This window comes from Pseudomonas sp. 2957, from assembly GCF_031456345.1.
GTDB lineage: Bacteria > Pseudomonadota > Gammaproteobacteria > Pseudomonadales > Pseudomonadaceae > Aquipseudomonas > Aquipseudomonas siliginis.
In genome coordinates this window covers 615290-639124 of sequence record NZ_JAVDUL010000004.1, presented here as the reverse complement: position 1 = coordinate 639124, position 23835 = coordinate 615290, and the positions used below count along the sequence as shown (strand labels likewise).

The following is a 23835-nucleotide window of genomic DNA, read 5'->3' as shown; positions in this document are numbered from 1 at the left end:
ACATGGATTACTCTCTTTTAATTACCCGTCTCGGCATTCAATTACGTGAAAAACGTATAAATCGTGGCTTGACGCAGGCGCAGCTTGCCCATCTGGCGGGACTGACGCGATACAAAGTCATCGCAGTGGAGAAAGGCACCCTTTCTGTCGGCATGATCGCTTACGCGCGGGTTTTGGCTGCTTTGGACTGCGAACTCTCAGTGGTTCCAGCAACGATGCCAACCCTTGAAGAGATTGGAGATTTATTCGAATGAACATGGCCTCTCTTCAAGTCAGTACCCCTGAAGGTACTAGCGGAAGGCTTTGCAGCGATGCCGAGGATTTCACTTTTCGTTATCACGAAGATGCATCGCCACAAATGGCGATCAGCCTCCTGATGCCTGTACGGCATGACGAATTTCGTCGGCGCGAGTTGCACCCTGTTTTTCAAATGAACCTGCCAGAAGGCTACGTACTGGAGCAGTTGCGCAACCGCTTGGCCAAGACTGTGAACGTCAACCCAATGCTGCTACTGGCGCTTTCCGGCAGTACATCGCCCATTGGCAGGATTCACGTACGCTCTGAAACCGTTGATGCATTGTTGCAGGCGCAAGAATTTCCGGGAGAAAAACTCGAAGAGATCCTCACGTGGGATGGTACGGAAGATATCTTCGCTGAGATGCTTGATCGTTACCTCCTGCGGGCAGGCATTTCAGGTGTTCAACCCAAGTTGCTGGTGCCGGAGCGGCAAGAACCAGAGTTGCCGAGAGTGACATCCAAAACCTCGGATCTGATCATCAAGAGTGGAAGAGACGAATTCCCGGGCCTTGCGATCAACGAATTCCTTTGCATGTCCATGGCGAAAGAGGCGGGGATTCCCGTTCCACCGTTTTACCTTTCCGACAACGCCAAGCTGTTTGTCATGCGTCGATTTGATCGCGACGACAGGCTCAACCCGATTGGGTTTGAAGACATGGCCGTGCTGATGGGGCTGTCGGCTAACCAGAAGTACAGCAAGAGTTATGCGGCAATCGCCAAGGCTGTTCGAGTGTTTTGCCCGGCGAAACACTTGCGTACGTCGCTTGATCAACTCTTCGCTAGCGTTGCCCTGAGCTGCATCGTCGGAAACGGCGACGCTCATTTGAAAAATTTCGGATTGCTCTACTCAGAACCGACGCAACGCGATGCGCATCTGGCGCCGGCTTACGACATCGTCAACACCACGGCCTATATTCCAGAAGATGTTCTGGCATTGGATCTGGCGGGCAACAAGTCAATGTTCGCCTCACGACAAGGACTCTTGGAGTTTGCTCGCACCTGTGAAATCGACCAACCCAAAGAGCGAATTCAAAACCTGCTTGCCTCGGTTGAAACGGTGCTCGGACGCTATCCTCAGTATCGCGAACACGCGCCTCATGTGGTCAACGCCATTGAGCGCGCGGCAGCGCCATTTTCTCTGACGTTTAGATAACTTCGTCATTGCGAGAAATTCCGCCCCCAAAAAACCCGCCTCTCCAGACTGTGTGAAAACCTAGCAATCTGCGCAGCGCTCAAAGAAAATGCTCCGTATCGAAAGATACGGAGCATTTTTCGTTATGGCCTACATCCAGGGACAGTCCCGCAGCCAGACCAGCCTGTTTCCGGTCTCGCTGGAAGAGTTGATCCCCGAGGATCACCTCGTTGGCGTTATCGATCTTCACGTCGCCAAGCTGGATCTGGCTCGACTGGGCTTTGATAAAGCACTTCCCAAAAGCACCGGCCGTCCCTCTTACGATCCAGCGGATCAGCTCAAACTCTAGCTCTACGGCTATTTCCAGCGGAAATGGCTGATCTTTAAGCAGATCAGCAACAAAGGCCGGATCTACCAAGCGAAGGTCAGCGACTGCACAAGCTGCACGATTAAAGCGAAGTGCACCGACGCCAAACGCCGATACATCTCGCGCCATATGCACGAACAGGCTTTCCAGCGAATGGAGCAGCGAATGCAGGCGCATCCCGAAATGATGGTCAGCCGACGATCCATCGTCGAACATCCCTTTGGCAACCTTAAACAGTGGTTATTTGGTAACGCTCGCTTCTTGCTGCGACAGCTTGAAGGCGCGAGAGCTGAAATGGCCTTGGCGGTGAACGCCTACAACCTGAAAAGAGCAATTAACGTGTTGAGCGTGCGCCAGATGATGGCGCTGATGGGGCTGAAACGCCTTTTTTCGTCTGCTGTGAGCACAAAAGCAAACGCCCCGAACAAGTCGGGGCGTTTGCTGGAACCACCATCAGTGCGTTTTCACACAGTCTGTCTCGGCGGGTTTCCTTTTAATCAGTTCAACACCCAAGCTCAGTTAGTGGCTTAACTAACGAAGGATTTGATAAATACGCCTCTTCCCACAGTAGACATCGTAATATCTAAATGATCCGACTGTTATAGCCAATTGAGATTAAAGACTGTCAACTATTACAGGTTACGCGTATTTAAATAATCCTTAACATCAAAAACAAGCGATACAAGCACCAACTGTATCCCTTACAGCCAAACACCATCTCATCTACATGGAAGAAACCAACATGGCACAGAAAGCAACCATCGCTCCCCTTCAATATGCTCCCCCCCTTGGTCCACATCCCGCACTTTACGGAACTGGCGAGCCTAATTATTTTGTTGACGTTGCTGTTTCCAACACAGGCCAAGTCCTCGGAACAGGTCGTGTCGAGCCGGGTGGGCAATGGAGAGTCGAGTTAACAATCAAAACAGGTGAATGGATTCAGGTTCAAGCTCGATGCTATGCAACTAAAAACGCGCCGGTCTCAAATACAGAGTGGAGCGATCCCGTAAGCATCTACGGTTAGGATATAAAAAAGATTGAATTTCGTTCTGGCTACTTAATATAAATAAAGCCCGCATCACTGCGGGCTTCTTTCAAACACTTAAATTTAATTAACCTTGGCGTTCAACTCACCCTTCAGATAACGCTGATACATCGCTTCCAGCGAGATCGGTTTGATCTTCGAAGCATTACCGGCAGTACCGAACGCTTCATAACGTGCGATACATACATCGCGCATTGCGGTCACGGTGGCGCCGAAGAATTTACGTGGGTCGAATTCGCTCGGGTTGGTGGCCATCAGGCGACGCATGGCGCCAGTGGAGGCCAGGCGCAGGTCGGTGTCGATGTTGACCTTGCGCACGCCGTGCTTGATGCCTTCGACGATTTCTTCAACCGGGACGCCGTAGGTTTCTTTGATATCGCCGCCGTACTGGTTGATGATCGCCAGCCACTCTTGCGGAACCGAAGACGAACCGTGCATCACCAGGTGGGTATTCGGGATGCGCTTGTGGATTTCCTTGATGCGGTCGATCGCCAGCACGTCGCCGGTGGGTGGCTTGGTGAACTTGTAGGCGCCGTGGCTGGTGCCGATGGCGATGGCCAGGGCGTCGACCTGGGTGCGCTTGACGAAGTCAGCGGCTTCTTCCGGGTCGGTCAGCATCTGGCTGTGATCCAGAACGCCTTCAGCGCCGATGCCATCTTCTTCACCGGCCATGCCGGTTTCCAGCGACCCCAGGCAACCCAGCTCGCCCTCTACCGAAACGCCGCAGGCGTGGGCCATGGCTACGGTTTGTTGGGTAACGCGGACGTTGTAGTCGTAGTCGGTCGGGGTCTTGCCGTCTTCGCCCAGCGAGCCGTCCATCATCACCGAGCTGAAGCCCAGTTGAATCGAACGCTGGCAGACGTCAGGGCTGGTGCCGTGGTCCTGGTGCATGCACACCGGGATGTGCGGGAATTCTTCGATCGCGGCCAGGATCAAGTGACGCAGGAACGGTGCGCCGGCGTATTTGCGGGCGCCGGCCGAAGCCTGGACGATCACCGGGGAGTCAGTCTTGTCAGCGGCTTCCATGATGGCGCGCATCTGCTCAAGGTTGTTGACGTTGAAGGCTGGAACGCCGTAGCCGAACTCGGCTGCGTGGTCCAGCATCTGGCGCATGCTGATAAGTGCCATTGTGTGTGTCTCTCCCGGTTGAGGGTCGTTGATCGTGCCAGCCTGCCGAAGCGGCGGCGGCTATTCAAGTTAATGCAGATCGGGGGTTGAGGCCCGACCTGGTGATTCGGTAAAGCAAATTCCAAGAACTACACAGATCCCCTGTGGGAGCGAGCCTGCTCGCGAAAGCAATCTTGCAGTCGCTGATGCAGTGCCTGCCAGGCCGCTTTCGCGAGCAGGCTCGCTCCCACAGTAGAACTGTGGTGTGTCAATTACTGCGCCTTGCAACCACGGCCAATCAGGTCATTGGTGGCGACCCAGTACACCAGGCCTTCGTCACCCTTAACGTGAAACGCCAGCATGCCGTCGCTGTACAGCGTGCCCGAGGCGCCCGGCTCTTCTTTCAGGCGATAGACCTGATCACCGCCGCCGAGGCGAACGTCGACTTCCTTCTGGCCGGCATCGGCGTAACGCCAAAACACCTTGGCCTGACTGTCGCAGGTCCAGGTCGTCCAGTTGTCTGCCGGGGCCGACGACTGAAACAGGTTCAACTGCGCGCAACCACCCAACAATGCCAACGCCGCAACGGCGATCAAGCCTTTCATCCGTGTTCCTCGACTGACGACGCATGCCGCCAGCCCTGAGTTAAAGAGTCAGACCCGTCAAGGACAACCATGTTCCTTGACCGGGGTTTGCGTCTCGTATTTGTCCAGGCCGTCCGGGCCCGAGCGCTTGTTCAGCACCGGGTTGGTTTCGGCCTGCCAGTCGGCCTGATAACAGCCCTTCTGCGGTTCGCTCGGCGCCGGCGTGGCTTCGGCCTTCGGGTTACTACCGCAGGCCGCCAGCGTACCGGTCAGCAACAACAGCGCTAACGACTTGACCATGTGAACACTCCTTTGCCTGGCCAAACGGGCGGCCTCAGGCCTTGGCCCGGCTTTCCAGGACTTCAACGGCAGGCAGCACCTTGCCCTCGACGAATTCGAGGAACGCGCCACCACCGGTGGAAATGTAGGAGATCTGCTCAGCCACGCCATATTTATCGATCGCCGCCAGGGTGTCGCCACCGCCCGCGATGGAGAATGCCGAGCTTTCGGCGATAGCCTGGGCCAGCACTTTGGTGCCGTTGCCGAACTGATCGAACTCGAACACACCAACCGGGCCGTTCCACAGAATGGTTTTCGACGACTTCAGCAGCTCGGCGAAATTGGCTGCAGTTTGCGGACCGATGTCGAGAATCATGTCGTCAGCCGCCACGTCAGCGATCAGCTTGACGGTCGCTTCAGCGCTTTCGGCAAATTCCTTGGCGACCACAACGTCAACCGGCAACGGTACGCTGACTTTGGCAGCGATTTCACGCGCGGTGTCGAGCAGGTCCGGTTCGTACAGCGACTTGCCGACCGGGTGACCAGCCGCCGCGAGGAAGGTGTTGGCGATGCCGCCGCCGACGATCAGTTGATCGCAGATCTGGCTCAGGCTGTTGAGCACGTCGAGTTTGGTCGACACCTTGGAGCCGGCAACGATGGCTGCCATTGGCTTGGCCGGCGCGCCGAGGGCTTTGCCCAGTGCATCCAGCTCAGCGGCCAGCAACGGGCCGGCGGCTGCGACTTTGGCGAACTTGGCTACACCATGGGTCGAACCCTCGGCGCGGTGAGCAGTACCGAAGGCGTCCATCACGAACACGTCGCACAGGGCCGCGTATTGCTGCGCCAGGTCGTCGGCGTTCTTCTTCTCGCCCTTGTTGAAGCGTACGTTTTCGAACAGCACGATGTCGCCAGCCTTGACCTCCACGCCACCGAGGTAGTCAGCCACCAGCGGCACTTCGCGGCCCAGCGCTTTGCTCAGGTAGTCGGCGACAGGTTTCAGGCTGTTTTCGGCGGAGAACTCGCCTTCGGTCGGACGGCCCAGGTGCGAGCAGACCATCACCGCCGCGCCTTTTTCCAGGGCCAGCTTGATGGTCGGCAGCGAAGCCAGGATGCGCGCGTCGCTAGTGACAACACCGTCCTTGACGGGGACGTTGAGGTCTTCGCGGATCAATACGCGCTTACCTTGCAGATCGAGGTCGGACATCTTCAACACGGTCATGGGTCGCACTTCCTACGGTTTTTTTGAAGTTGCTGTTTGCAGATAGTGGTCTGCTACGTCCAGCATTCGGTTGGCAAAACCCCACTCGTTGTCGAACCAGGCCAGGATGTTCACCAGTTTGGGGCCGGAAACTCGGGTCTGGCTGGCATCGACGATGGCCGAATGTGGGTCATGGTTGAAATCACAGCTGGCGTGCGGCAACTCGGTATAGGCCAGAAGGCCTTTGAGCGGGCCGCTGGTGGCGGCTTCGCGCAGGATCCGGTTGACCTCATTGGCGTCAGTCGCCGTGGCGGTCTGCATCGTTATGTCGAGGCAGGACACGTTGACTGTCGGCACGCGCACGGCTTTGGCCTGAATTCGCCCGGCAAGTTCCGGCAGCAGGCGCTCGATACCACGTGCCAGACCAGTGGACACCGGGATCACCGACTGGAACGCCGAACGCGTGCGGCGCAGGTCTTCGTGGTGATAGGCGTCGATCACTGGCTGATCGTTCATCGCCGAGTGAATCGTGGTGATCGACACGTAATCGAGGCCGATCGCCTGATCAAGCAGGCGCAGCAGCGGCACGCCGCAATTTGTCGTGCAGGAGGCATTGGACACCAGCAGTTCGTCGCCGGTCAGGCAGTCCTGATTGACGCCGTAGACGATGGTGGCGTCGACATCCGCTTCGCTGGCCATCGGCTGCGAAAACAGCACGCGCGGTGCGCCGGCGTCGAGAAAACGCTGGCCATCGGCACGGGTGTGGTAAGCGCCGGAGCACTCAAGCACCAGATCGACGCCCAGCGACGCCCAATCGATGCCTTCAGGGGTGGCACTGCGCAGGACCTTCACGCAGTCGCCATTGATATGCAGACAATCGCCTTCAACCCGCACTTCGCCGGGAAAGCGGCCGTGGGTGGAGTCGAAGCGTGTCAGGTATTCGATGCTGGCCATGTCGGCCAGATCGTTGATCGCGACAATTTCAAACCCGGCTTTCTCGCCTCGCTCAAACAACGCACGCAAGACGCAACGACCAATGCGGCCGTAGCCGTTGAGTGCAACTTTGTAGGGACGCGGTTGAGGCATGGGGTTCTCGATAGATTCGCTAACAACACAACCCCATGTAGGAGCTGACGAGTGAAACGAGGCTGCGATCTTTTGATCTTGTTTTTAAGATCAAGATCAAAAGATCGCAGCCTTCGGCAGCTCCTACAGGGGAACGCGGCGGCCAGGGCCACCGCATTCGTACTGCTTAGTCTTCCAGCAGCTCTTCAGCCTGACCGAGGATGTTTTCCAGGGTGAAGCCGAACTCTTCGAACAATGCCGAAGCCGGCGCCGACTCACCGTAGGTGGTCATGCCGATCACACGACCTTCCAGACCCACGTACTTGAACCAGAAATCGGCGTGGGCGGCTTCGATGGCGATACGTGCGCTGACCTGCAATGGCAGAACCGACTGCTTGTACTCCGCATCCTGAGCATCGAACGCGCTGGTGCAAGGCATCGAAACCACGCGAACCTTGCGGCCCTGCTCGGTCAGTTTGTCGAAGGCCTGTACGGCCAGACCGACTTCCGAACCGGTGGCGATCAGGATCAGCTCAGGCTCGCCTGCGCAATCCTTGAGCACATAACCGCCACGGCTGATGTTGGCAATCTGGCCAGCGTCGCGTTCCTGGTGCTGCAGGTTCTGCCGGGAGAAGATCAGCGCCGACGGGCCGTCCTTGCGCTCCAGAGCGTTTTTCCAGGCCACTGCCGATTCCACGGCATCGGCTGGGCGCCAGGTGTCGAGGTTCGGCGTGCTGCGCAGGCTGGTCAATTGCTCGATTGGCTGGTGCGTCGGGCCGTCTTCGCCCAGACCAATGGAGTCGTGGGTGTAGACGTGGATCACGCGTTTCTTCATCAAAGCCGACATACGTACGGCGTTGCGTGCGTATTCCATGAACATCAGGAAGGTCGCGCCGTAAGGCACCAGACCGCCGTGCAGGGCGACGCCGTTCATGATCGCGGTCATGCCGAACTCGCGCACGCCGTAGTACATGTAGTTGCCGCTGGCGTCTTCAGCGCTGACACCTTTGCAGCCTTTCCACAGGGTCAGGTTGGAGCCGGCGAGGTCAGCCGAACCGCCGAGCATTTCCGGCAGCAGCGGGCCGAAAGCGTTGAGGGTGTTCTGGCTGGCTTTGCGGCTGGCGATGGTTTCGCCCTTGGCGGCGACTTCGGCGATGTAGGCCGAGGCTTTTTCCGAGAAGTCGGCCGGCAGTTCGCCGCTCAGACGACGGATCAGCTCGTTGGCTTCAGTCGGGAACGCAGCGGAGTAGGCGGCGAAACGCTGATCCCACTCGGCTTCGACCGCGCGGCCAGCTTCTTTGGCGTCCCACTCGGCATAGATGTCGGCCGGGATTTCGAACGGGCCGTGGTTCCAGTTCAATGCCTGGCGGGTCAGGGCGATTTCTGCGTCACCCAATGGGGCGCCGTGGCAATCTTCCTTGCCCTGCTTGTTCGGCGAACCGAAACCGATGGTGGTCTTGCAGCAGATCAGCGTCGGTTGAGCGCTCTTGCGTGCGGTTTCGATGGCGGTCTTGATCTCTTCCGGATCATGGCCGTCGACGTTGCGGATCACCTGCCAGTTGTAGGCTTCGAAGCGCTTCGGCGTGTCATCGGTGAACCAGCCTTCGACTTCACCGTCGATGGAAATGCCGTTGTCATCGTAGAAGGCAATCAGCTTGCCCAGGCCCAGCGTGCCGGCCAGGGAGGCGACCTCGTGGGAAATGCCTTCCATCATGCAGCCATCACCGAGGAACACGTAGGTGTGGTGATCAACGATGTTGTGGCCGGGACGGTTGAACTGCGCGCCCATGACTTTTTCAGCCAGAGCGAAACCGACGGCGTTGGCCAGACCCTGACCCAGCGGGCCGGTGGTGGTTTCGACGCCCGGGGTGTAACCGAATTCCGGGTGGCCTGGAGTGCGGCTGTGCAGTTGACGGAACTGCTTGAGGTCGTCGATCGACAGGTCGTAGCCGGTCAGGTGCAGCAGCGAGTAGATCAACATCGAGCCGTGGCCGTTGGACAGCACGAAGCGGTCACGGTCGGCGAACGACGGGTTGCTCGGGTTGTGCTTGAGGTAGTCGCGCCACAGCACTTCGGCAATATCTGCCATACCCATAGGGGCACCGGGATGGCCGCTGTTGGCTTTTTGCACGGCATCCATGCTGAGGGCACGAATGGCGTTGGCACGCTCACGACGGCTAGGCATCGCTGATCTCCTGGGTGTGAATAGACTGAAACGGAAAAAAGGAGGGCATTTTCCCTCACCCATGCGCCTCGGGGCAATGACAGATAGTCATCGGCAGGCGTTTTTCCAATCGATAGCACAGGTTTCGCTTGGTGAAACCTTTCCGCTATTCGTTTGTAGAGACTGCCGTCCGCCGAGAAGTGCCATTTATCGAGCAATATCAAAACTTTTTGATATTGACCTTGCGGTGCCTTGTCCCCGTCTCTAGACTGCCAGCCCTATGAACTTACGCGTGCCTTCCATTCGCCATGACGATTGCGACGAGCTGGCGGCCCTGTGCAAGGCCGGCGGCGATCCGCTGCGGCTGAATGTATTGCGCGCGCTGGCCAACGATTCGTTTGGCGTGCTGGAGCTGGCGCAGATTTTCGGCATCGGTCAGTCGGGCATGAGCCATCACCTCAAGGTGCTGGCGCAAGCCGACCTGGTGGCGACACGCCGTGAGGGCAACGCAATTTTTTATCGTCGTGCCCTGCCCCACAGCGAATTGCTCGGCGGCAAGCTGCACGCGGCATTGCTGGAAGAAGTCGACAATCTGGATCTGCCCGATGAAGTGCAAGCACGCATCGAGCAGGTTCACGGCCAGCGTGCCGCCGCCAGCCGGGATTTTTTCGCCCGGGTCGCGGAGAAATTCCGTGCCCAGCAAGATTTGATCGCAGGCCTGCCGCAGTACCGTGACAGCGTGCTGGCCCTGCTCGACAAACTGAACTTCGATGGTGCAGCCACGGCCATTGAAGTCGGCCCCGGCGATGGTGCTTTTCTGCCGGAACTGGCCCGTCGTTTCGGCACCGTAACCGCGCTGGACAACAGCCCGGCGATGCTCGAACTGGCGCGTCAGGTGTGTGAACGTGAACAGCTGGCTAACGTCAGCCTGCAATTGGCCGATGCATTGAACGGCACAAGCCTCAAGGCCCATTGCGTAGTGTTGAACATGGTCCTGCACCATTTCGCCGCTCCGGCCGATGCGCTCAGGCACATGGCCGATCTGCTGCAACCGGGCGGTAGCCTGCTCGTGACAGAGTTATGTAGCCACAACCAGAGTTGGGCCAGGGAGGCCTGCGGTGATCTCTGGTTGGGGTTTGAACAGGACGATCTGGCCCGTTGGGCCACCGCTGCGGGACTCGTTCCCGGGGAAAGCCTCTATGTAGGCTTACGTAATGGTTTCCAGATCCAGGTTCGCCACTTTCAGCGACCGGCTGGCGACACTCACCATCGGTAAATTCAGGAAAACATCGAGATGAGCGAATACTCCCTCTTCACCTCCGAGTCCGTGTCTGAAGGACATCCGGACAAAATCGCCGACCAGATTTCCGATGCGGTGCTGGACGCCATTATTGCCCAGGACAAACACGCTCGCGTGGCTGTGGAAACCCTGGTCAAGACCGGCGTAGCCATCGTTGCCGGTGAAGTGACCACCAGCGCCTGGGTCGACCTGGAGCAGATCGTTCGTGACGTGATTTGCGACATCGGCTACACCAGCTCCGAAGTCGGCTTCGACGGCGCGACCTGCGGCGTGATGAACATCATCGGCAAGCAGTCCCCTGACATCAACCAGGGTGTTGACCGCGCCAAGCCTGAAGATCAGGGCGCCGGCGACCAGGGCCTGATGTTCGGCTACGCCAGCAACGAAACCGACGTTTTGATGCCAGCGCCGATCACCTTCTCGCACCAGCTGGTGCAGCGTCAGGCTGAAGCACGCAAGTCGGGCCTGCTGCCTTGGCTGCGTCCGGATGCCAAGTCGCAAGTGACCTGCCGTTACGAAGGCGGCAAGGTTGTCGGCATCGACGCTGTGGTTCTGTCGACCCAGCACAACCCGGAAGTGTCGTACAAAGACCTGCGCGAAGGCGTAATGGAGCTGATCGTCAAGCACGTACTGCCTGCCGAACTGCTGAGCAAGGACACCCAGTTCCACATCAACCCGACCGGCCAGTTCATCATTGGCGGCCCGGTAGGTGACTGCGGTCTGACCGGTCGCAAGATCATCGTCGACAGCTACGGCGGCATGGCCCGTCACGGCGGCGGCGCGTTCTCCGGCAAGGATCCATCGAAGGTTGACCGTTCGGCTGCCTACGCAGGCCGTTACGTGGCCAAGAACATCGTTGCGGCCGGCCTTGCCGAGCGTTGCGAGATTCAGGTGTCCTACGCGATCGGTGTGGCCCAGCCTACGTCGATCTCGTTGAACACCTTCGGCACCGGCAAGATCAGCGATGACAAGATCATCAAACTGGTGCGTGAAGTGTTCGACCTGCGTCCATACGCGATCACCACCATGCTCGACCTGCTGCACCCGATGTACCAGGAAACCGCAGCCTACGGCCACTTCGGTCGCGCGCCGCAGACCAAGACCGTTGGCGAAGACAGCTTCACCACGTTCACCTGGGAAAAAACCGACCGCGCCGACGCCCTGCGTTCCGCCGCTGGCCTGTAATACCCTGGCTGCAAGAAAGCCCCGCACGGTTCGCGCCGTGCGGGGCTTTTTCATGCCTGACAGATTTTTGAGATCCCTGCGGGAGCGAGCCTGCTCGCGAAGGCGCCCGCTCATGCAACGTCAATTCAGAATCCGGAAACACCTCGAAAAACACCCCCGGTAACGCATTTCGAATCCTCACCTACCCTTCAAATATTACCCCCGAGCAAGGACGCTCAACGATGCTCTTCACACTGCGCCTGTTGCTGGCTTTCCTGCTGGCACTCATCACCCTTGTCAGCCAAGCCAACTGTCCGAACTGGGATCACTCCCAAGCCCAACGCGAAATCACCAGCCTGCAAAACCGGATCGACCAATGGGACGACGCCTATCACCGCGAAGGCCGTTCATTGATCAGCGACGAACTCTATGACCAGTCCCGACTGCGGCTGAAAGAATGGCAAGCCTGTTTCAACCAACCCACATCCCCGCAGCCGTTGCGCACCGCGTCCGGCACGGTCACCCACCCCATCGCACACACCGGTCTGGACAAGCTGCACAAAGTCGAAGACGTCGCCCACTGGCTGCGCGATCGCCAGAACGTCTGGGTGCAGCCCAAAGTCGACGGCGTGGCTGTCACGCTGATCTACCGCCAGGGGATATTGCAGCAGGCCATCAGTCGCGGTGACGGGGTCAACGGCCAGGACTGGACCGCCTCCGCGCGCAGGATTGCAGCCATTCCGCAACGGTTGAGGCAGCCACGGGATCTGCTGGTACAGGGCGAACTCTATTGGCGCCTTACCGCGCATGTTCAATCACAGTCCGGCAGCGTCAATGCCCGCGCCACCGTCGCCGGGCTGATGGGGCGCAAATCCCTCGATGCCGAACAGGCCGCCGGGATCGGTCTGTTTGTCTGGGACTGGCCGCAAGGTCCTGTGCGGCTGCCGGAAAGATTGTCCGAACTTCAGACATTGGGGTTCGCCACAAACGAGCCCTATACCCAGCCCGTCACCCGATTCGAAGACGCGCAAAAATGGCGCGAGCACTGGTATCGCTCGCCACTGCCCTTTGCCAGCGACGGCGTGGTGCTGCGCCAGAGCCAACGGCCACCCGCCGAACGCTGGCAGGCTCGCGCGCCGTATTGGGCGATCGCCTGGAAATACCCTTTCGCCCAGGCATTGGCCGAAGTGCGCAAGGTCAATTTCAAGATCGGCCGCACCGGGCGGATCACGCCGGTGCTGGAACTGCTGCCGGTCAGACTCGATGACCGCGAAATCAAACGGGTCAGCGTCAGCTCACTCAAGCGCTGGCAAACCCTCGACATCCGTCCCGGCGATCAGGTGGCAATCACTCTGGCCGGGCTGACCATTCCGCGCCTCGACAGTGTCGTGCTGCGCACCAACGAACGGGCGGACATCAACATCCCCGATGCTGGCGACTACCACGCCCTGAGCTGCTGGCAACCGACGCCGGGGTGTGAAAGCCAGTTTCTCGCGCGTCTGACCTGGCTCAGTGGCAAGCAGGGCCTGGCCATGCAGCATGTCGGTCGCGGCACCTGGGAGAAACTTTTGGAAACAGGCCGTCTGAAACACCTGCTGGATTGGCTGACCCTCGATGCGTCAGAGCTTGCTAACATTGCCGGCCTCGGCGAGCGCAGCAGCGCACGGCTGATCGACAGTTTTCAGGGCGCGCGGCAAAAGCCGTTCGCTCGATGGTTGAAAGCGCTGGGCATGCCGCCGGCCGGACAGGCACAACTGGACGATTCGTGGCAGGCCCTGGCACAACGCGACACTGAACAATGGCAGGCAGAAGCCGGTATCGGCCCGGGACGCGCGGCGCAACTGAGCGCATTCTTTCGTGACCCGCAGGTACTGGCTTTGAGTGACACCCTGAAAGCCGCCGGAATCGACGGCTTCTGAACCTGCAATCCCCGCCCGGCGGGAACCCAACGGCCGGCCAGACGCTCCAACAGCGCAGTGCCCTCCAACCCCGATTGCCTTTGCACATGGAGCTTTTATGAAATTTCTCGCACCGCTCGCCCTGCTTACTCTTTGCGGCGTCATGGCCGCCCCGGTCATGGCCGAAGAAGACGGCCCGGGCCTGACCGGTTGCGCTGCCAAGAAGCAGGGCATCATCAATCAGATCGAACAGGCCAAGTCGCGCGGCAACATGGAGCAGCAGGCAGGCCTGGAAACAGCACTGCGTGAAGTGAACGAACATTGCACCGACGCCGGGCTGAAGAAAGAGCGTGAGAACAAGGTGCTTGAGGCCAAGCATGAAGTCAGCCAGCGTCAGGCGGACCTCGACAAGGCCATGAAGAAGGGCGATCCGGAGAAGATCAACAAGCGCAAGGAAAAGCTCGCCGAGTCGCGCAAGGAACTGCAGGAAGCGCTGGACGAGATCGATAAGTAACCCAAGCCCTGTGGTGAGGGGATTTATCCCCGTCCGGCGGCGAAGCTGTCGCAAATTCGACTGGTCGGGTCCGACTGAAAAAACCCGGCTGTATGGTTTTGGGGCTGCTTCGCAGCCCATCGGGGATAAATCCCCTCGCCACAAGGTACTCAGCAGCCTCAGGAATCAATGATCGCGAAACTCTTTATGGCAAGCACTGCAGGCATCCTCGACTTTCTGCACTGCCGGTCCGAGATTGCTGGCCTTGTACGGCTGAACCTGACTGGCGACCACCAGTTCACCGGTTGCCGCTTCGAGGGCGCGGGCCAGTTGCTGAAAACGCGCCTGTTTCTGCCAGACATCGTCCTTGGCGCTGGTGTGATCTTCCTCGCGCACCTGCGGAAAATGCTTCCACGGTTCATGGGCCAACGCATCAAGTCTGACCGCGCCCTCGGCAAATTTCGGCCCGTCGAAGGCGATGCGCCCACGCAACATGCCGCCGAGGTCTTCGCTGGTCTTGAGCATCTGCTTGAAGATGGCCTTGCGCTGGCCCAGCGGCGAATTCGGGTCGACGCCGCCACAGGCGGACAAGGTCAGACAGGCCAGCAATACAACAGCAATTGGTTTCAGAGTCATGATGGCTTCAGGTCGCGGAAATCGGCGGCCAGTATCCTCGGCTCACTGCCAAACACCAATAGCCCTATTAAAAATACGGGTTGGTCGAGCGCATGGAGCTTTCGGCCAACCGGCACAGGAATCACTCCATGAACAGCCGCTTCACGGCCTGGCGTCACCCGCTTATCGTCACCCTTCCACTGCTCGCCATCCTCGCCGGTTGCACAGGCGGCGACAGCGCCAAACCAAAAACCCATGCGCTGGCCACCTATTCCAGCGCGACCTGGGAAGCCTTGCCCGCGGTCTCCGACAGCGATCTGGTCGCAGGTTTCGGTTCCTGGCGCAGCGCGTGCACCCGACTCAAAGCCGACGCAGTCTGGGGGCCGACCTGCGCTGCGGCGGCGAATGTGCCGCAAAGCGCCGCCGAGATTCGTGCATTCCTCAAGCAGAATCTCGATGTCTACGGCCTGCGCGCCGAGAACGACAACCCCAACGGTCTGATCACCGGCTACTACGAACCGGTGTACCCCGGCAGCCTGACGCCAACCGCAACGGCGAACGTGCCGGTGTATGGCGTGCCGGAAGACATGATCATCGTCTCGCTCGACAGCATCTACCCGGAATTGAAAGGCAAGCGCCTGCGCGGCCGCCTCGAAGGACGCGTGCTCAAGCCTTACGACGACGCGGCGACCATTGAATCCAATGGCGTGAAAGCGCCAGTGGTCGCCTATCTGACTGATCCGATGAACCTGCAATTTCTGCAGATCCAGGGCTCGGGCCGGATTCAGACCGAGGACGGCAAACAGCTGCGCATTGCCTACGCCGATCAGAACGGCCACCCGTACCGACCGATCGGTCGCTGGCTGGTCGAGCAAGGCGAGCTGAAGAAAGAAGACGTGACCATGACCGCGATCAGCAACTGGGCCAAGGCCAACCCCACGCGCATTCCGCAACTGCTGGCCAGCAACCCGAGCTACGTGTTCTTCACCCGCAACCCGGACAGCAACGAAGGCCCGCGCGGCTCGCTGAACGTGCCGTTGACCGCCGGCTACAGCGCGGCAGTGGATCGCAAAGTAATTCCGTTGGGCAGTCTGTTATGGCTGTCGACCACCAAACCGGATGGCACCCCACTGGTGCGCCCGGTCGCGGCGCAGGACACCGGCGGCGCGATTGCCGGCGAGGTGCGCGCGGATCTGTTCTGGGGCACCGGCGATGCGGCCGGGCAACTGGCCGGGGACATGAAACAGCAGGGGCAGATCTGGATGCTCTGGCCTAAAGGAAAAGAGTTGCCGCAAGTGCCGCAGGTGGCGGATACACCGAAGCAAAAGTCTTAGGTTCTTCGTGGTCTGATCCATCGCTTTCGCGAGCAGGCTCGCTCCCACATCTGGAATGCATTCCATGTGGGAGCGAGCCTGCTCGCGAAGAGGCCGGCAGCAACAGCCGATAGTCAGATCGACACAAAGAAGAACGAAGCAATCAGCCCCATCCCGATAAACCACACCACCGAACGCAGTGCAGCCCAGTCAGCCAGGTAGCAAATGATGTACAGCAGGCGACTGGTGATAAACAGCACGGCCAGCACATTGACCGTCACCAGCTCCGCAGTGCCGACCAGATGCGCAACGATCACCGCAGCGGCAAACGCGGGCGTTACTTCAAAGCTGTTCAGTTGCGCGGCGTGGGCGCGACGGGCGACGCCATCGACGCTGTCGAGAAAGTCCCGTGGATCGTAATTGTCCTTGAGGCGGAAACCGCCGGTGGCCTTCGCCACGATCGTGCACACGTACGGCAGGAAAATCGCGATCAACACACACCACAGAGCCACTGTCATAACGTCGTCCTTTTTTCGATTGGAGAAATTGGCGAGCGGTCAGAACTTCATCACCAGCATGCCGATCAGCACCTGCCCACAGGCTAAGAGCAGCGCCCGGCCGAAAGGTTCTTTCAGCTGGATATAACACGGCAATTCCAGTGAGCCGTCGATTAGTCAGATTATTGATTCGCCATGTGTCAGCAGCTGTTTATACTGCAACCCACCACGCCGTACTCAGCTGCACACCAAAAACTCCAATAAAAGCTGCCTGCTCCGCTTTCTTCGAAAACGGTCGCTGGCACGCGTATGCCTGATCAAAGCGTCAAGACTACCGACAGAGACCTTGCGCATGCCCCTCGCTTTACTTGCACTCGCCGTTGCCGCATTCGGCATCGGCACCACCGAATTCGTCATCATGGGCCTGCTGCCCGACGTTGCCCGCGATCTGGCGGTGAGCATTCCTCATGCCGGGCTGCTGATCACCGGTTACGCCCTGGGCGTGGTGTTCGGCGCACCGATCCTGGCGATCGGCACCGCCAATATGCCGCGCAAAGCGACACTGCTGGGCATGACGCTGATGTTCATCCTCGGCAACGTGCTCTGCGCGCTCGCGCCGAACTACGCGACGCTGATGGCGGCGCGCGTGGTCACGGCGCTGTGTCATGGCGCGTTTTTCGGCATTGGCTCGGTGGTTGCCGCCGGCCTGGTTGCGCCGAACAAACGCGCGCAAGCCATTGCCATGATGTTCACCGGCCTGACCCTGGCCAACGTGCTCGGCGTGCCACTCGGCACAGCGCTGGGCCAATACGCTGGCTGGCGCTCGACCTTCTGGGCGGTGTCGGTGATCGGCATTGTGGCGGCGTTGGCGCAATGGTTGTGGTTGCCCAAACACATCGCGATGGACAAGGCCAATCTCGCCAGCGAATTCAAAGTGCTGGGCAAGGCCAACGTCTTGTTGGCGCTGGGCATGAGCGTGCTGGCCTCGACCAGCCTGTTCAGCGTGTTCACGTATATCGCACCGATCCTGCAAGACATCACTGGCGTCAGCCCCCACGGCGTGACGGTGATGCTGCTGTTGTTCGGCGTCGGCCTGACAGCGGGCAGCATGCTCGGCGGGCGTCTGGCCGATAGCCGCTTGCTGCCGTCACTGGTCGGCGTGGCACTGGCAGTTGTGGTGATTCTGGCGGCGTTCAGCCAGACCAGCCGTGCGGTGATTCCGGCGGCGATCACCCTGGTGCTATGGGGGATTTTCGCCTTTGCGCTGTGCCCGATTCTGCAGCTGCTGATCATCGATCAGGCGCATGAAGCGCCGAACCTCGGTTCGACGCTGAACCAGAGCGCGTTCAATCTGGGCAACGCAGCAGGTGCCTGGATTGGCGGGCTGGTGGTGGCCAGCGGCGCGGATCTGGCGGATCTGCCGTGGACCGGGGCGCTGGTTGGCGTGCTGACGGTGCTGACGGCGCTATTGTTCATTTACCTGCAACGTCGGCAGGCGAGTGCGGTCAATGTGACTGGCTGATCGTGGTGTGTCAGATAGAGCCCTCACCCTAGCCCTCTCCCGAAGGGAGAGGGGACTGATCGGGGGATGCTCGATACCCACGCCGACTTGAACGTGCATTGCTGAATCCATAATCGACCCGATCGTCCAGGTCGATGCACCTCGCCAGACACCTCGGTCAGCTCCCTCTCCCTCGGGAGAGGCCTGGGGTGAGGGGGTTGTTGAGCATGACGCGCCATTCGAATGTGCCCTCAGCCAACCCCGCCCCATCAAACCCCTGCGTCCAACCTCCGGTCGCGCTCCATTCACCCTTCATCCAAAGGACCCCGGATGCTTGAACTTGTCGCCGCTTTCATCTGCCTCACCACTCTCCTGACCTTCGTCAATTTCCGCTTTATCGGCCTGCCGCCGACCATCGGCGTGATGGTTACCGCCCTGCTGTTCTCATTGCTCCTGCAAGGCCTCAGCGTCCTCGGCTTTCCCGGCCTCGAAGATCGCGTGCAGCAACTGATCGGACAGATCGATTTCGGCGATCTGCTGATGAACTGGATGCTCTCGTTCCTGCTTTTCGCCGGCGCCCTGCACGTCAACCTCAATGATTTGCGCAGCTACCGCTGGCCGATCGGCCTGCTGGCGACCTTCGGCGTGTTGATCGCCACCGTGGTGATCGGCAGCCTGGCCTTCTACATTTTTGCCCTGTTCGGCTGGCACGTGAGTTTCCTCTACTGCCTGTTGTTCGGCGCGCTGATCTCACCGACCGACCCGATTGCGGTACTCGGCGTGTTGCGTACCGCCAATGCTTCGAAGCCACTGAAAACCACCATCGTCGGCGAATCACTGTTCAACGACGGCACGGCGGTGGTGGTCTTCACCGTGCTGCTGGGCATCGCGCAACTGGGCGAAACCCCGACCGTCAGCGCCACGGCCATGCTCTTCGTCCATGAGGCGATTGGTGGTGTGTTGTTCGGCGGACTGATTGGTTATCTGGTCTATCGGATGATCAAAAGCGTCGAGCAGCATCAGATCACCGTGATGCTGACCCTGGCCCTGGTGATCGGTGGCTCGGCGATGTCCACCGAGTTGCACGTCTCGGCGCCGATTGCGATGGTGGTGGCCGGTCTGATCATCGGCAACCTCGGGCGCAATCTGGCGATGAACGACATGACCCGTCGCTATCTGGACGGTTTCTGGGAGCTGCTCGATGACATGCTCAACGCTTTGCTATTCGCGCTGATCGGCATGGAGTTGTTGCTGCTGCCGTTCAACTGGCTGCACATGGCCGCCGCAGGTCTGCTGGCGGTGGCGATTCTGTTGTCGCGCCTGCTTACCGTGGCGCCGGCGATCCTGCTGCTGCGGCGCTGGCGCTCAGTGCCGGCCGGCACGATCCGCATCCTCACTTGGGGCGGTTTGCGCGGCGGTGTTTCGGTGGCACTGGCGCTGGCCCTGCCGCTGGGCCCGGAGCGCGATCTGCTGCTGAGCATCACCTACATCGTCGTGCTGTCGTCGATCCTGCTGCAGGGCCTGACCATCGGCAAACTGGTCAAGCACGCGACGCGCAACGAGCCGGCGAGCGTGCCTGAGCCAGCCCACCACTGATCATTTCTTGATCGACTGCGGATCGGGCTTAACAGCCTGATCCGCAGGCTCCTTCGGCGCACCGCTTTCGCTGCGAATCTGCGCATGGCTGATCAGCGCGAAGATAAAGCTGCCGCCGATGATATTTCCCGCCAGCGTCGGCGCGGCGAACACCGCCCAGAAATCACTCCACGGCAACTCGCCGGCAAACACCAGATAGGACACTTCCGCCGATCCGACGACGATATGGGTGAAGTCGCCCAGCGCCATGAAGTAGGTGATGAGGATGATGATCCACATCTTCGCGCTCTCCATGGAGGGGATCATCCAGACCATGGTGGCGATCATCCAGCCGGAGACGATGCCCTTGGCGAACATCTGACTGGCGCTGTGCTCCATGACCTTGCGGCCGATCTCGAGGAAGGCGACGTCGGTCTTGCTGTCGAAAATCGGCAGTTCCAGCATCACGTAGGCGACCAGAATCGTCCCGCAGAGGTTGCCGACCAGTACCACTGTCCACAGACGGATCAGTCGCAGGAAGTTCTTCAGCGTCGGCTTGGTCATCACCGGCAGCACGGCGGTCAAGGTGTTCTCGGTGAACAGCTGCTGGCGGGCAAGGATCACCGCGAGGAAACCGGCACAGTAGCCGAAACTGGCGATCACCTTGAATTCGTCGCCGTCGGGCAGGCGCGAATTGAGCAGGCCCATGCCCATCAGGGACAGGCCCATGGTCAATCCTGCCGCCAGCGCCGACCACCACAGCGCGGCAATGCTGCGCTCCAGTTCCTGGTCGCCCTGGGTGCGGATGATTTCATGCAGAACGGCCGCGCGCGGCGGCTGGCTCTTCTCGACTTCGTGCTGCTCCTTGGCCGAGAGGTCGGGGGTCTTTTCGCTGGTGGGGGTGGTCATGGCGTGGCAACCGGTGGGGGGGGATGTAGCTACGACCGTTGCGCTTCATGGCTGTTCAGTGGCCAGGCGAATCTCCGCTGAATTGGCAACCGCTTTCGCGAGCAGGCTCGCTCCCACAAGGATCACGCTGTACCTGTGGGAGCGAGCCTGCTCGCGAAGAATGCGCCGCCGATCTTATTGAACGGCCTCGTCATCCTTGAACTGGTCTTTCACATATTTGATCTCGGTCCGCCCGTGCGGCGCCGGCAGGCCGTCTTCGCCGAGATTGACGAACACCATTTTCTCGACGGTGAGGATGCTCTTGCGGGTGATTTTGTTGCGCACTTCGCAGGTCAGGGTGATCGAGGTGCGGCCGAATTCGGTGGCGGTGATGCCCAGTTCGATGATGTCGCCCTGGCGCGAGGCGCTGACGAAGTTGATTTCCGAGATGTACTTGGTCACCACGCGCTGGTTGCCCAGTTGCACGATGGCGTAGATCGCCGCTTCTTCATCGATCCAGCGCAGCAGGCTGCCGCCGAACAGGGTGCCGTTGGGGTTGAGGTCTTCGGGTTTAACCCATTTGCGGGTGTGGAAATTCATGTTCACTCCTGAGCGCTTGCCGAAAGATGCGCCCATCTTGGCAGACTGATCAGTCAGGCTCCAGGCAGCTGCGACTATGGTCGCCATTGGCGATCTTCATCTGGCCGACAGAAACCCTTTGGAAGATCAGCCCGGGCGGCTATAATCGCCCCCGTTTCAAAAAACGGTAACGTTCATTGGCTACCGTTTTCCCGCCACCTGTCCGAGGGGCGCTGCAGCAGGTTCGACCTGTCAGGCTCGGATGGGGCGTTGACCGGCTCACGCCGGACACTAAACGCACAACGGCGCCCATTCGCATACATTACGAATGGAGGCTCTTCATGAGCGCTGTCAACACGCCTGCCGATTTTACCGATTACAAAGTTGCCGACATGTCCCTGGCTGCCTGGGGCCGTCGCGAAACCATCATCGCCGAATCGGAAATGCCTGCCCTGATGGGTCTGCGCCGCAAATACGCTGCCGAGCAGCCGCTCAAAGGCGCAAAAATCCTCGGCTGCATCCACATGACCATTCAGACCGCCGTGCTGATCGAAACCCTGGTTGCCCTGGGTGCCGAAGTGCGCTGGTCGTCCTGCAACATTTTCTCCACTCAGGATCAGGCCGCTGCCGCTATCGCTGCCGCCGGTATCCCGGTGTTCGCCTGGAAAGGCGAGACTGAAGAAGAGTACGAGTGGTGCCTGGAGCAGACCATCCTCAAGGATGGCCAGCCATGGGACGCCAACATGATCCTCGACGACGGCGGCGACCTGACCGAGCTGCTGCACAAGAAATACCCGCAAGTGCTGGATCGCGTTCACGGCGTGACCGAAGAAACCACCACTGGCGTACACCGTCTGCTGGACATGCTGGCCAAGGGCGAGCTGAAGATCCCGGCGATCAACGTCAACGACTCGGTGACCAAGTCCAAGAACGACAACAAGTACGGCTGCCGTCACAGCCTGAACGATGCGATCAAGCGCGGCACCGACCACCTGCTGTCCGGCAAGCAAGCGCTGGTCATCGGTTACGGTGACGTGGGCAAGGGTTCGGCTCAGTCGCTGCGTCAGGAAGGCATGATCGTTAAAGTCTCCGAAGTTGACCCGATCTGCGCCATGCAAGCCTGCATGGACGGTTTCGAACTGGTGTCGCCATTCATCGACGGTATCAACGACGGTTCCGAAGCGAGCATCGACAAAGCGCTGCTGGGCAAGATCGACCTGATCGTGACCACCACCGGCAACGTCAATGTTTGCGACGCGAACATGCTCAAAGCCCTGAAGAAGCGCGCCGTGGTCTGCAACATCGGTCACTTCGACAACGAAATCGACACCGCTTTCATGCGCAAGAACTGGGCATGGGAAGAAGTGAAGCCACAGGTGCACAAGGTTCACCGCACCGGTGCCGGCAGCTTCGATCCACAGAACGACGATTACCTGATCCTGCTGGCCGAAGGCCGTCTGGTGAACCTGGGCAACGCCACCGGTCACCCGAGCCGCATCATGGACGGTTCGTTCGCCAACCAGGTACTGGCACAGATCTTCCTGTTCGGTCAGAAATACGCCGACCTGTCGCCAGCGCAGAAAGCCGAGCGTCTGACCGTTGAAGTGCTGCCGAAGAAACTCGACGAAGAAGTGGCCCTGGAAATGGTTCGCGGCTTCGGCGGCGTGGTCACCCAACTGACCAAGCAACAGGCTGACTACATCGGCGTCACCGTCGAAGGCCCGTTCAAGCCGCACGCCTACCGCTACTAACAGGCGCTGAATGCTCGCTCTCCCTGTGGGAGCGAGCTTGCTCGCGAAGGCGGCTTATCATTCAACATCCGTGTTGTCTGACCCAGCGCTTTCGCGAGCAGGCTCGCTACCACACGGGATTGCAGCGCCTCGAAGGTACTTGTTTCCAAGGGTATGACCATGTCCCAAGACCGTCGCTACAGCTTCGAGTTTTTCCCGACCAAGACCGATGCCGGGCAAGAAAAGCTGCTCGCCACTGCCCGCCAGTTGGCCACCTACAATCCTGATTTCTTTTCCTGCACCTACGGCGCTGGCGGTTCGACCCGTGATCGCACGCTCAACACCGTGTTGCAGCTGGAAAGCGAAGTCAAAGTACCCGCCGCACCGCACCTGTCGTGCGTCGGTGACAGCAAGGACGACCTGCGCGGCCTGCTGAACGAATACAAGGCTGCCGGCATCAAGCGCATCGTTGCCCTGCGTGGCGACCTGCCGTCCGGCATGGGCATGACCAGCGGTGAGCTGCGTCACGCCAATGAACTGGTGGAATTCATTCGTGAAGAAACCGCCGATCATTTCCATATCGAAGTCGCGGCTTACCCGGAGATGCATCCGCAAGCACGCAACTACGAAGACGATCTCGCCAACTTCGTGCGCAAGGCAAAGGCCGGTGCCGACAGCGCGATCACCCAGTACTTCTTTAACGCCGACAGCTACTTCTACTTCGTCGACCGTTTGCAGGCGCTGGGCGTGGATCTGCCGATCGTGCCGGGGATCATGCCGATCACCAACTACAGCAAACTCGCGCGCTTCTCCGATGCCTGCGGTGCGGAAATCCCGCGCTGGATCCGCAAGCAACTGGAAGCCTACGGCGATGACACGCGAAGCATTCAAAGCTTTGGCGAACAAGTCGTCAGCGAAATGTGCGAACGCCTGCTGCAGGGCGGCGCACCGGGGCTGCACTTCTACTCAATGAACCAGGCCGAACCTAGCCTGGCCATCTGGAACAACCTCAAGCTGCCGCGCTGAAGGTTTTCCATGCGATAA

The 23835-nt window shown here is 59.6% G+C and carries 21 protein-coding genes, 1 pseudogene and 1 riboswitch; of the genes and pseudogenes, 12 read left to right on the top strand and 10 right to left on the bottom strand.

From position 1 onward, the window contains the following. Nucleotides 1-2 precede the first annotated feature (2 nt). The 3 genes and pseudogenes from J2Y39_RS17595 to J2Y39_RS17585 form a co-directional block, all read left to right on the top strand. The gene (locus tag J2Y39_RS17595) at nt 3-254 is read left to right on the top strand and encodes a helix-turn-helix domain-containing protein (RefSeq protein WP_056786493.1); all 252 of its coding nucleotides are present in this window, start codon (nt 3-5) and stop codon (nt 252-254) included. After that, a complete protein-coding gene (locus J2Y39_RS17590; protein WP_056786490.1) occupies nt 251-1450 on the top strand; it encodes a type II toxin-antitoxin system HipA family toxin in 1200 nt (399 codons plus the stop codon). The genes J2Y39_RS17595 and J2Y39_RS17590 overlap by 4 nt, the downstream gene beginning before the upstream one ends. 124 nt (nt 1451-1574) lie before the next feature. Next, a pseudogene (locus J2Y39_RS17585) lies at nt 1575-2171 on the top strand (transposase); the annotation flags it as partial. Nucleotides 2172-2904: 733 nt separating this feature from the next. Here J2Y39_RS17585 and fba read toward each other — a convergent pair. The 6 genes from fba to tkt all read right to left on the bottom strand — a co-directional run bounded on the left by fba (nt 2905) and on the right by tkt (nt 9259). Next, entirely contained in the window at nt 2905-3969 is a 1065-nt protein-coding gene (gene fba, locus J2Y39_RS17580) for a class II fructose-bisphosphate aldolase (protein ID WP_008081027.1), read from the bottom strand. Nucleotides 3970-4220: 251 nt separating this feature from the next. Beyond that, nucleotides 4221-4553 (bottom strand): MliC family protein, encoded by a 333-nt coding sequence (locus tag J2Y39_RS17575; protein WP_310218927.1) that lies wholly within the window; start codon nt 4551-4553, stop codon nt 4221-4223. A 57-nt stretch (nt 4554-4610) separates the two neighbouring features. After that, nucleotides 4611-4832 carry a hypothetical protein gene (locus tag J2Y39_RS17570; protein ID WP_041476780.1) on the bottom strand — a complete coding sequence of 74 codons (222 nt, stop codon included), beginning with the start codon at nt 4830-4832 and terminating at the stop codon, nt 4611-4613. Nucleotides 4833-4866: 34 nt separating this feature from the next. Beyond that, nucleotides 4867-6030, bottom strand: a complete 1164-nt coding sequence (locus J2Y39_RS17565; protein ID WP_016772785.1) for a phosphoglycerate kinase — start codon at nt 6028-6030, stop codon at nt 4867-4869. A gap of 12 nt (nt 6031-6042) precedes the next feature. Next, the gene (gene epd, locus J2Y39_RS17560; RefSeq protein WP_310218926.1) at nt 6043-7095 is read right to left on the bottom strand and encodes an erythrose-4-phosphate dehydrogenase; all 1053 of its coding nucleotides are present in this window, start codon (nt 7093-7095) and stop codon (nt 6043-6045) included. Nucleotides 7096-7261: 166 nt separating this feature from the next. Continuing rightward, entirely contained in the window at nt 7262-9259 is a 1998-nt protein-coding gene (tkt, locus tag J2Y39_RS17555; RefSeq protein ID WP_056786473.1) for a transketolase, read from the bottom strand. 259 nt (nt 9260-9518) lie between these two features. Between tkt and J2Y39_RS17550 the strand changes: the two genes are divergently transcribed. The 4 genes from J2Y39_RS17550 (at nt 9519) to J2Y39_RS17535 (ending at nt 14114) form a co-directional block, all read left to right on the top strand. Further along, nucleotides 9519-10514: a metalloregulator ArsR/SmtB family transcription factor gene (locus tag J2Y39_RS17550; protein ID WP_056786470.1), complete on the top strand. Its 996-nt coding sequence runs from the start codon at nt 9519-9521 to the stop codon at nt 10512-10514. Between the two features lie 18 nt (nt 10515-10532). Then, entirely contained in the window at nt 10533-11723 is a 1191-nt protein-coding gene (gene metK / locus J2Y39_RS17545; protein WP_024014624.1) for a methionine adenosyltransferase, read from the top strand. 221 nt (nt 11724-11944) lie between these two features. Continuing rightward, nucleotides 11945-13621, top strand: a complete 1677-nt coding sequence (gene ligB / locus J2Y39_RS17540) for an NAD-dependent DNA ligase LigB (RefSeq protein ID WP_310218924.1) — start codon at nt 11945-11947, stop codon at nt 13619-13621. Between the two features lie 97 nt (nt 13622-13718). Beyond that, nucleotides 13719-14114, top strand: coding sequence for a DUF1090 domain-containing protein (locus J2Y39_RS17535; RefSeq protein WP_016772779.1), 396 nt, complete (start codon nt 13719-13721; stop codon nt 14112-14114). Nucleotides 14115-14279: 165 nt separating this feature from the next. Here the strand turns inward: J2Y39_RS17535 and J2Y39_RS17530 are convergent, their stop codons facing one another. Continuing rightward, on the bottom strand, nt 14280-14729 hold the full coding sequence (locus J2Y39_RS17530) for a cytochrome c (protein WP_095181353.1): 450 nt from the start codon (nt 14727-14729) through the stop codon (nt 14280-14282). Between the two features lie 128 nt (nt 14730-14857). On the opposite strand from J2Y39_RS17530, the gene J2Y39_RS17525 reads away from it, so the two are divergent. Next, complete coding sequence (locus tag J2Y39_RS17525) at nt 14858-16042, top strand: murein transglycosylase A (protein WP_252886921.1); 1185 nt, start codon at nt 14858-14860, stop codon at nt 16040-16042. A 113-nt stretch (nt 16043-16155) separates the two neighbouring features. Here J2Y39_RS17525 and J2Y39_RS17520 read toward each other — a convergent pair whose 3' ends face one another. Then, a complete protein-coding gene (locus J2Y39_RS17520) occupies nt 16156-16539 on the bottom strand; it encodes an MAPEG family protein (RefSeq protein ID WP_024014628.1) in 384 nt (127 codons plus the stop codon). Between the two features lie 331 nt (nt 16540-16870). Here J2Y39_RS17520 and J2Y39_RS17515 point away from each other — a divergent pair, with 331 nt between their 5' ends. Beyond that, the gene (locus tag J2Y39_RS17515) at nt 16871-18040 is read left to right on the top strand and encodes an MFS transporter (RefSeq protein WP_150743445.1); all 1170 of its coding nucleotides are present in this window, start codon (nt 16871-16873) and stop codon (nt 18038-18040) included. Nucleotides 18041-18349: 309 nt separating this feature from the next. Next, on the top strand, nt 18350-19615 hold the full coding sequence (locus tag J2Y39_RS17510) for a sodium:proton antiporter (RefSeq protein ID WP_016772774.1): 1266 nt from the start codon (nt 18350-18352) through the stop codon (nt 19613-19615). On the opposite strand, the gene J2Y39_RS17505 is transcribed toward J2Y39_RS17510, so the two are convergent. Both J2Y39_RS17505 and J2Y39_RS17500 read right to left on the bottom strand, forming a co-directional pair. Beyond that, nucleotides 19616-20503, bottom strand: coding sequence for a formate/nitrite transporter family protein (locus J2Y39_RS17505; protein ID WP_056786455.1), 888 nt, complete (start codon nt 20501-20503; stop codon nt 19616-19618). Between the two features lie 174 nt (nt 20504-20677). After that, the gene (locus J2Y39_RS17500; protein ID WP_016772772.1) at nt 20678-21082 is read right to left on the bottom strand and encodes an acyl-CoA thioesterase; all 405 of its coding nucleotides are present in this window, start codon (nt 21080-21082) and stop codon (nt 20678-20680) included. A gap of 198 nt (nt 21083-21280) precedes the next feature. Continuing rightward, a riboswitch (S-adenosyl-L-homocysteine riboswitch) is annotated at nt 21281-21379 on the top strand. Nucleotides 21380-21402: 23 nt separating this feature from the next. Here J2Y39_RS17500 and ahcY point away from each other — a divergent pair. Together ahcY and metF are read left to right on the top strand one after the other, a co-directional pair. After that, on the top strand, nt 21403-22812 hold the full coding sequence (gene ahcY / locus J2Y39_RS17495; RefSeq protein WP_016772771.1) for an adenosylhomocysteinase: 1410 nt from the start codon (nt 21403-21405) through the stop codon (nt 22810-22812). A 159-nt stretch (nt 22813-22971) separates the two neighbouring features. Further along, nucleotides 22972-23817, top strand: coding sequence for a methylenetetrahydrofolate reductase [NAD(P)H] (metF, locus tag J2Y39_RS17490; RefSeq protein ID WP_056786871.1), 846 nt, complete (start codon nt 22972-22974; stop codon nt 23815-23817). Nucleotides 23818-23835: the final 18 nt, after the last annotated feature.

Excerpts from the sequence above, each read along its gene's own strand:
- J2Y39_RS17595 (WP_056786493.1), top strand. The coding sequence starts at position 3 with ATGGATTACTCTCTTTTAATTACCCGTCTCGGCATTCAATTACGTGAA.
- J2Y39_RS17590 (WP_056786490.1), top strand. The coding sequence starts at position 251 with ATGAACATGGCCTCTCTTCAAGTCAGTACCCCTGAAGGTACTAGCGGA.
- fba (WP_008081027.1), bottom strand. The coding sequence starts at position 3,969 with ATGGCACTTATCAGCATGCGCCAGATGCTGGACCACGCAGCCGAGTTC.
- J2Y39_RS17575 (WP_310218927.1), bottom strand. The coding sequence starts at position 4,553 with ATGAAAGGCTTGATCGCCGTTGCGGCGTTGGCATTGTTGGGTGGTTGC.
- J2Y39_RS17570 (WP_041476780.1), bottom strand. The coding sequence starts at position 4,832 with ATGGTCAAGTCGTTAGCGCTGTTGTTGCTGACCGGTACGCTGGCGGCC.
- J2Y39_RS17565 (WP_016772785.1), bottom strand. The coding sequence starts at position 6,030 with ATGACCGTGTTGAAGATGTCCGACCTCGATCTGCAAGGTAAGCGCGTA.
- epd (WP_310218926.1), bottom strand. The coding sequence starts at position 7,095 with ATGCCTCAACCGCGTCCCTACAAAGTTGCACTCAACGGCTACGGCCGC.
- tkt (WP_056786473.1), bottom strand. The coding sequence starts at position 9,259 with ATGCCTAGCCGTCGTGAGCGTGCCAACGCCATTCGTGCCCTCAGCATG.
- J2Y39_RS17550 (WP_056786470.1), top strand. The coding sequence starts at position 9,519 with ATGAACTTACGCGTGCCTTCCATTCGCCATGACGATTGCGACGAGCTG.
- metK (WP_024014624.1), top strand. The coding sequence starts at position 10,533 with ATGAGCGAATACTCCCTCTTCACCTCCGAGTCCGTGTCTGAAGGACAT.
- ligB (WP_310218924.1), top strand. The coding sequence starts at position 11,945 with ATGCTCTTCACACTGCGCCTGTTGCTGGCTTTCCTGCTGGCACTCATC.
- J2Y39_RS17535 (WP_016772779.1), top strand. The coding sequence starts at position 13,719 with ATGAAATTTCTCGCACCGCTCGCCCTGCTTACTCTTTGCGGCGTCATG.
- J2Y39_RS17530 (WP_095181353.1), bottom strand. The coding sequence starts at position 14,729 with ATGACTCTGAAACCAATTGCTGTTGTATTGCTGGCCTGTCTGACCTTG.
- J2Y39_RS17525 (WP_252886921.1), top strand. The coding sequence starts at position 14,858 with ATGAACAGCCGCTTCACGGCCTGGCGTCACCCGCTTATCGTCACCCTT.
- J2Y39_RS17520 (WP_024014628.1), bottom strand. The coding sequence starts at position 16,539 with ATGACAGTGGCTCTGTGGTGTGTGTTGATCGCGATTTTCCTGCCGTAC.
- J2Y39_RS17515 (WP_150743445.1), top strand. The coding sequence starts at position 16,871 with ATGCCCCTCGCTTTACTTGCACTCGCCGTTGCCGCATTCGGCATCGGC.
- J2Y39_RS17510 (WP_016772774.1), top strand. The coding sequence starts at position 18,350 with ATGCTTGAACTTGTCGCCGCTTTCATCTGCCTCACCACTCTCCTGACC.
- J2Y39_RS17505 (WP_056786455.1), bottom strand. The coding sequence starts at position 20,503 with ATGACCACCCCCACCAGCGAAAAGACCCCCGACCTCTCGGCCAAGGAG.
- J2Y39_RS17500 (WP_016772772.1), bottom strand. The coding sequence starts at position 21,082 with ATGAATTTCCACACCCGCAAATGGGTTAAACCCGAAGACCTCAACCCC.
- ahcY (WP_016772771.1), top strand. The coding sequence starts at position 21,403 with ATGAGCGCTGTCAACACGCCTGCCGATTTTACCGATTACAAAGTTGCC.
- metF (WP_056786871.1), top strand. The coding sequence starts at position 22,972 with ATGTCCCAAGACCGTCGCTACAGCTTCGAGTTTTTCCCGACCAAGACC.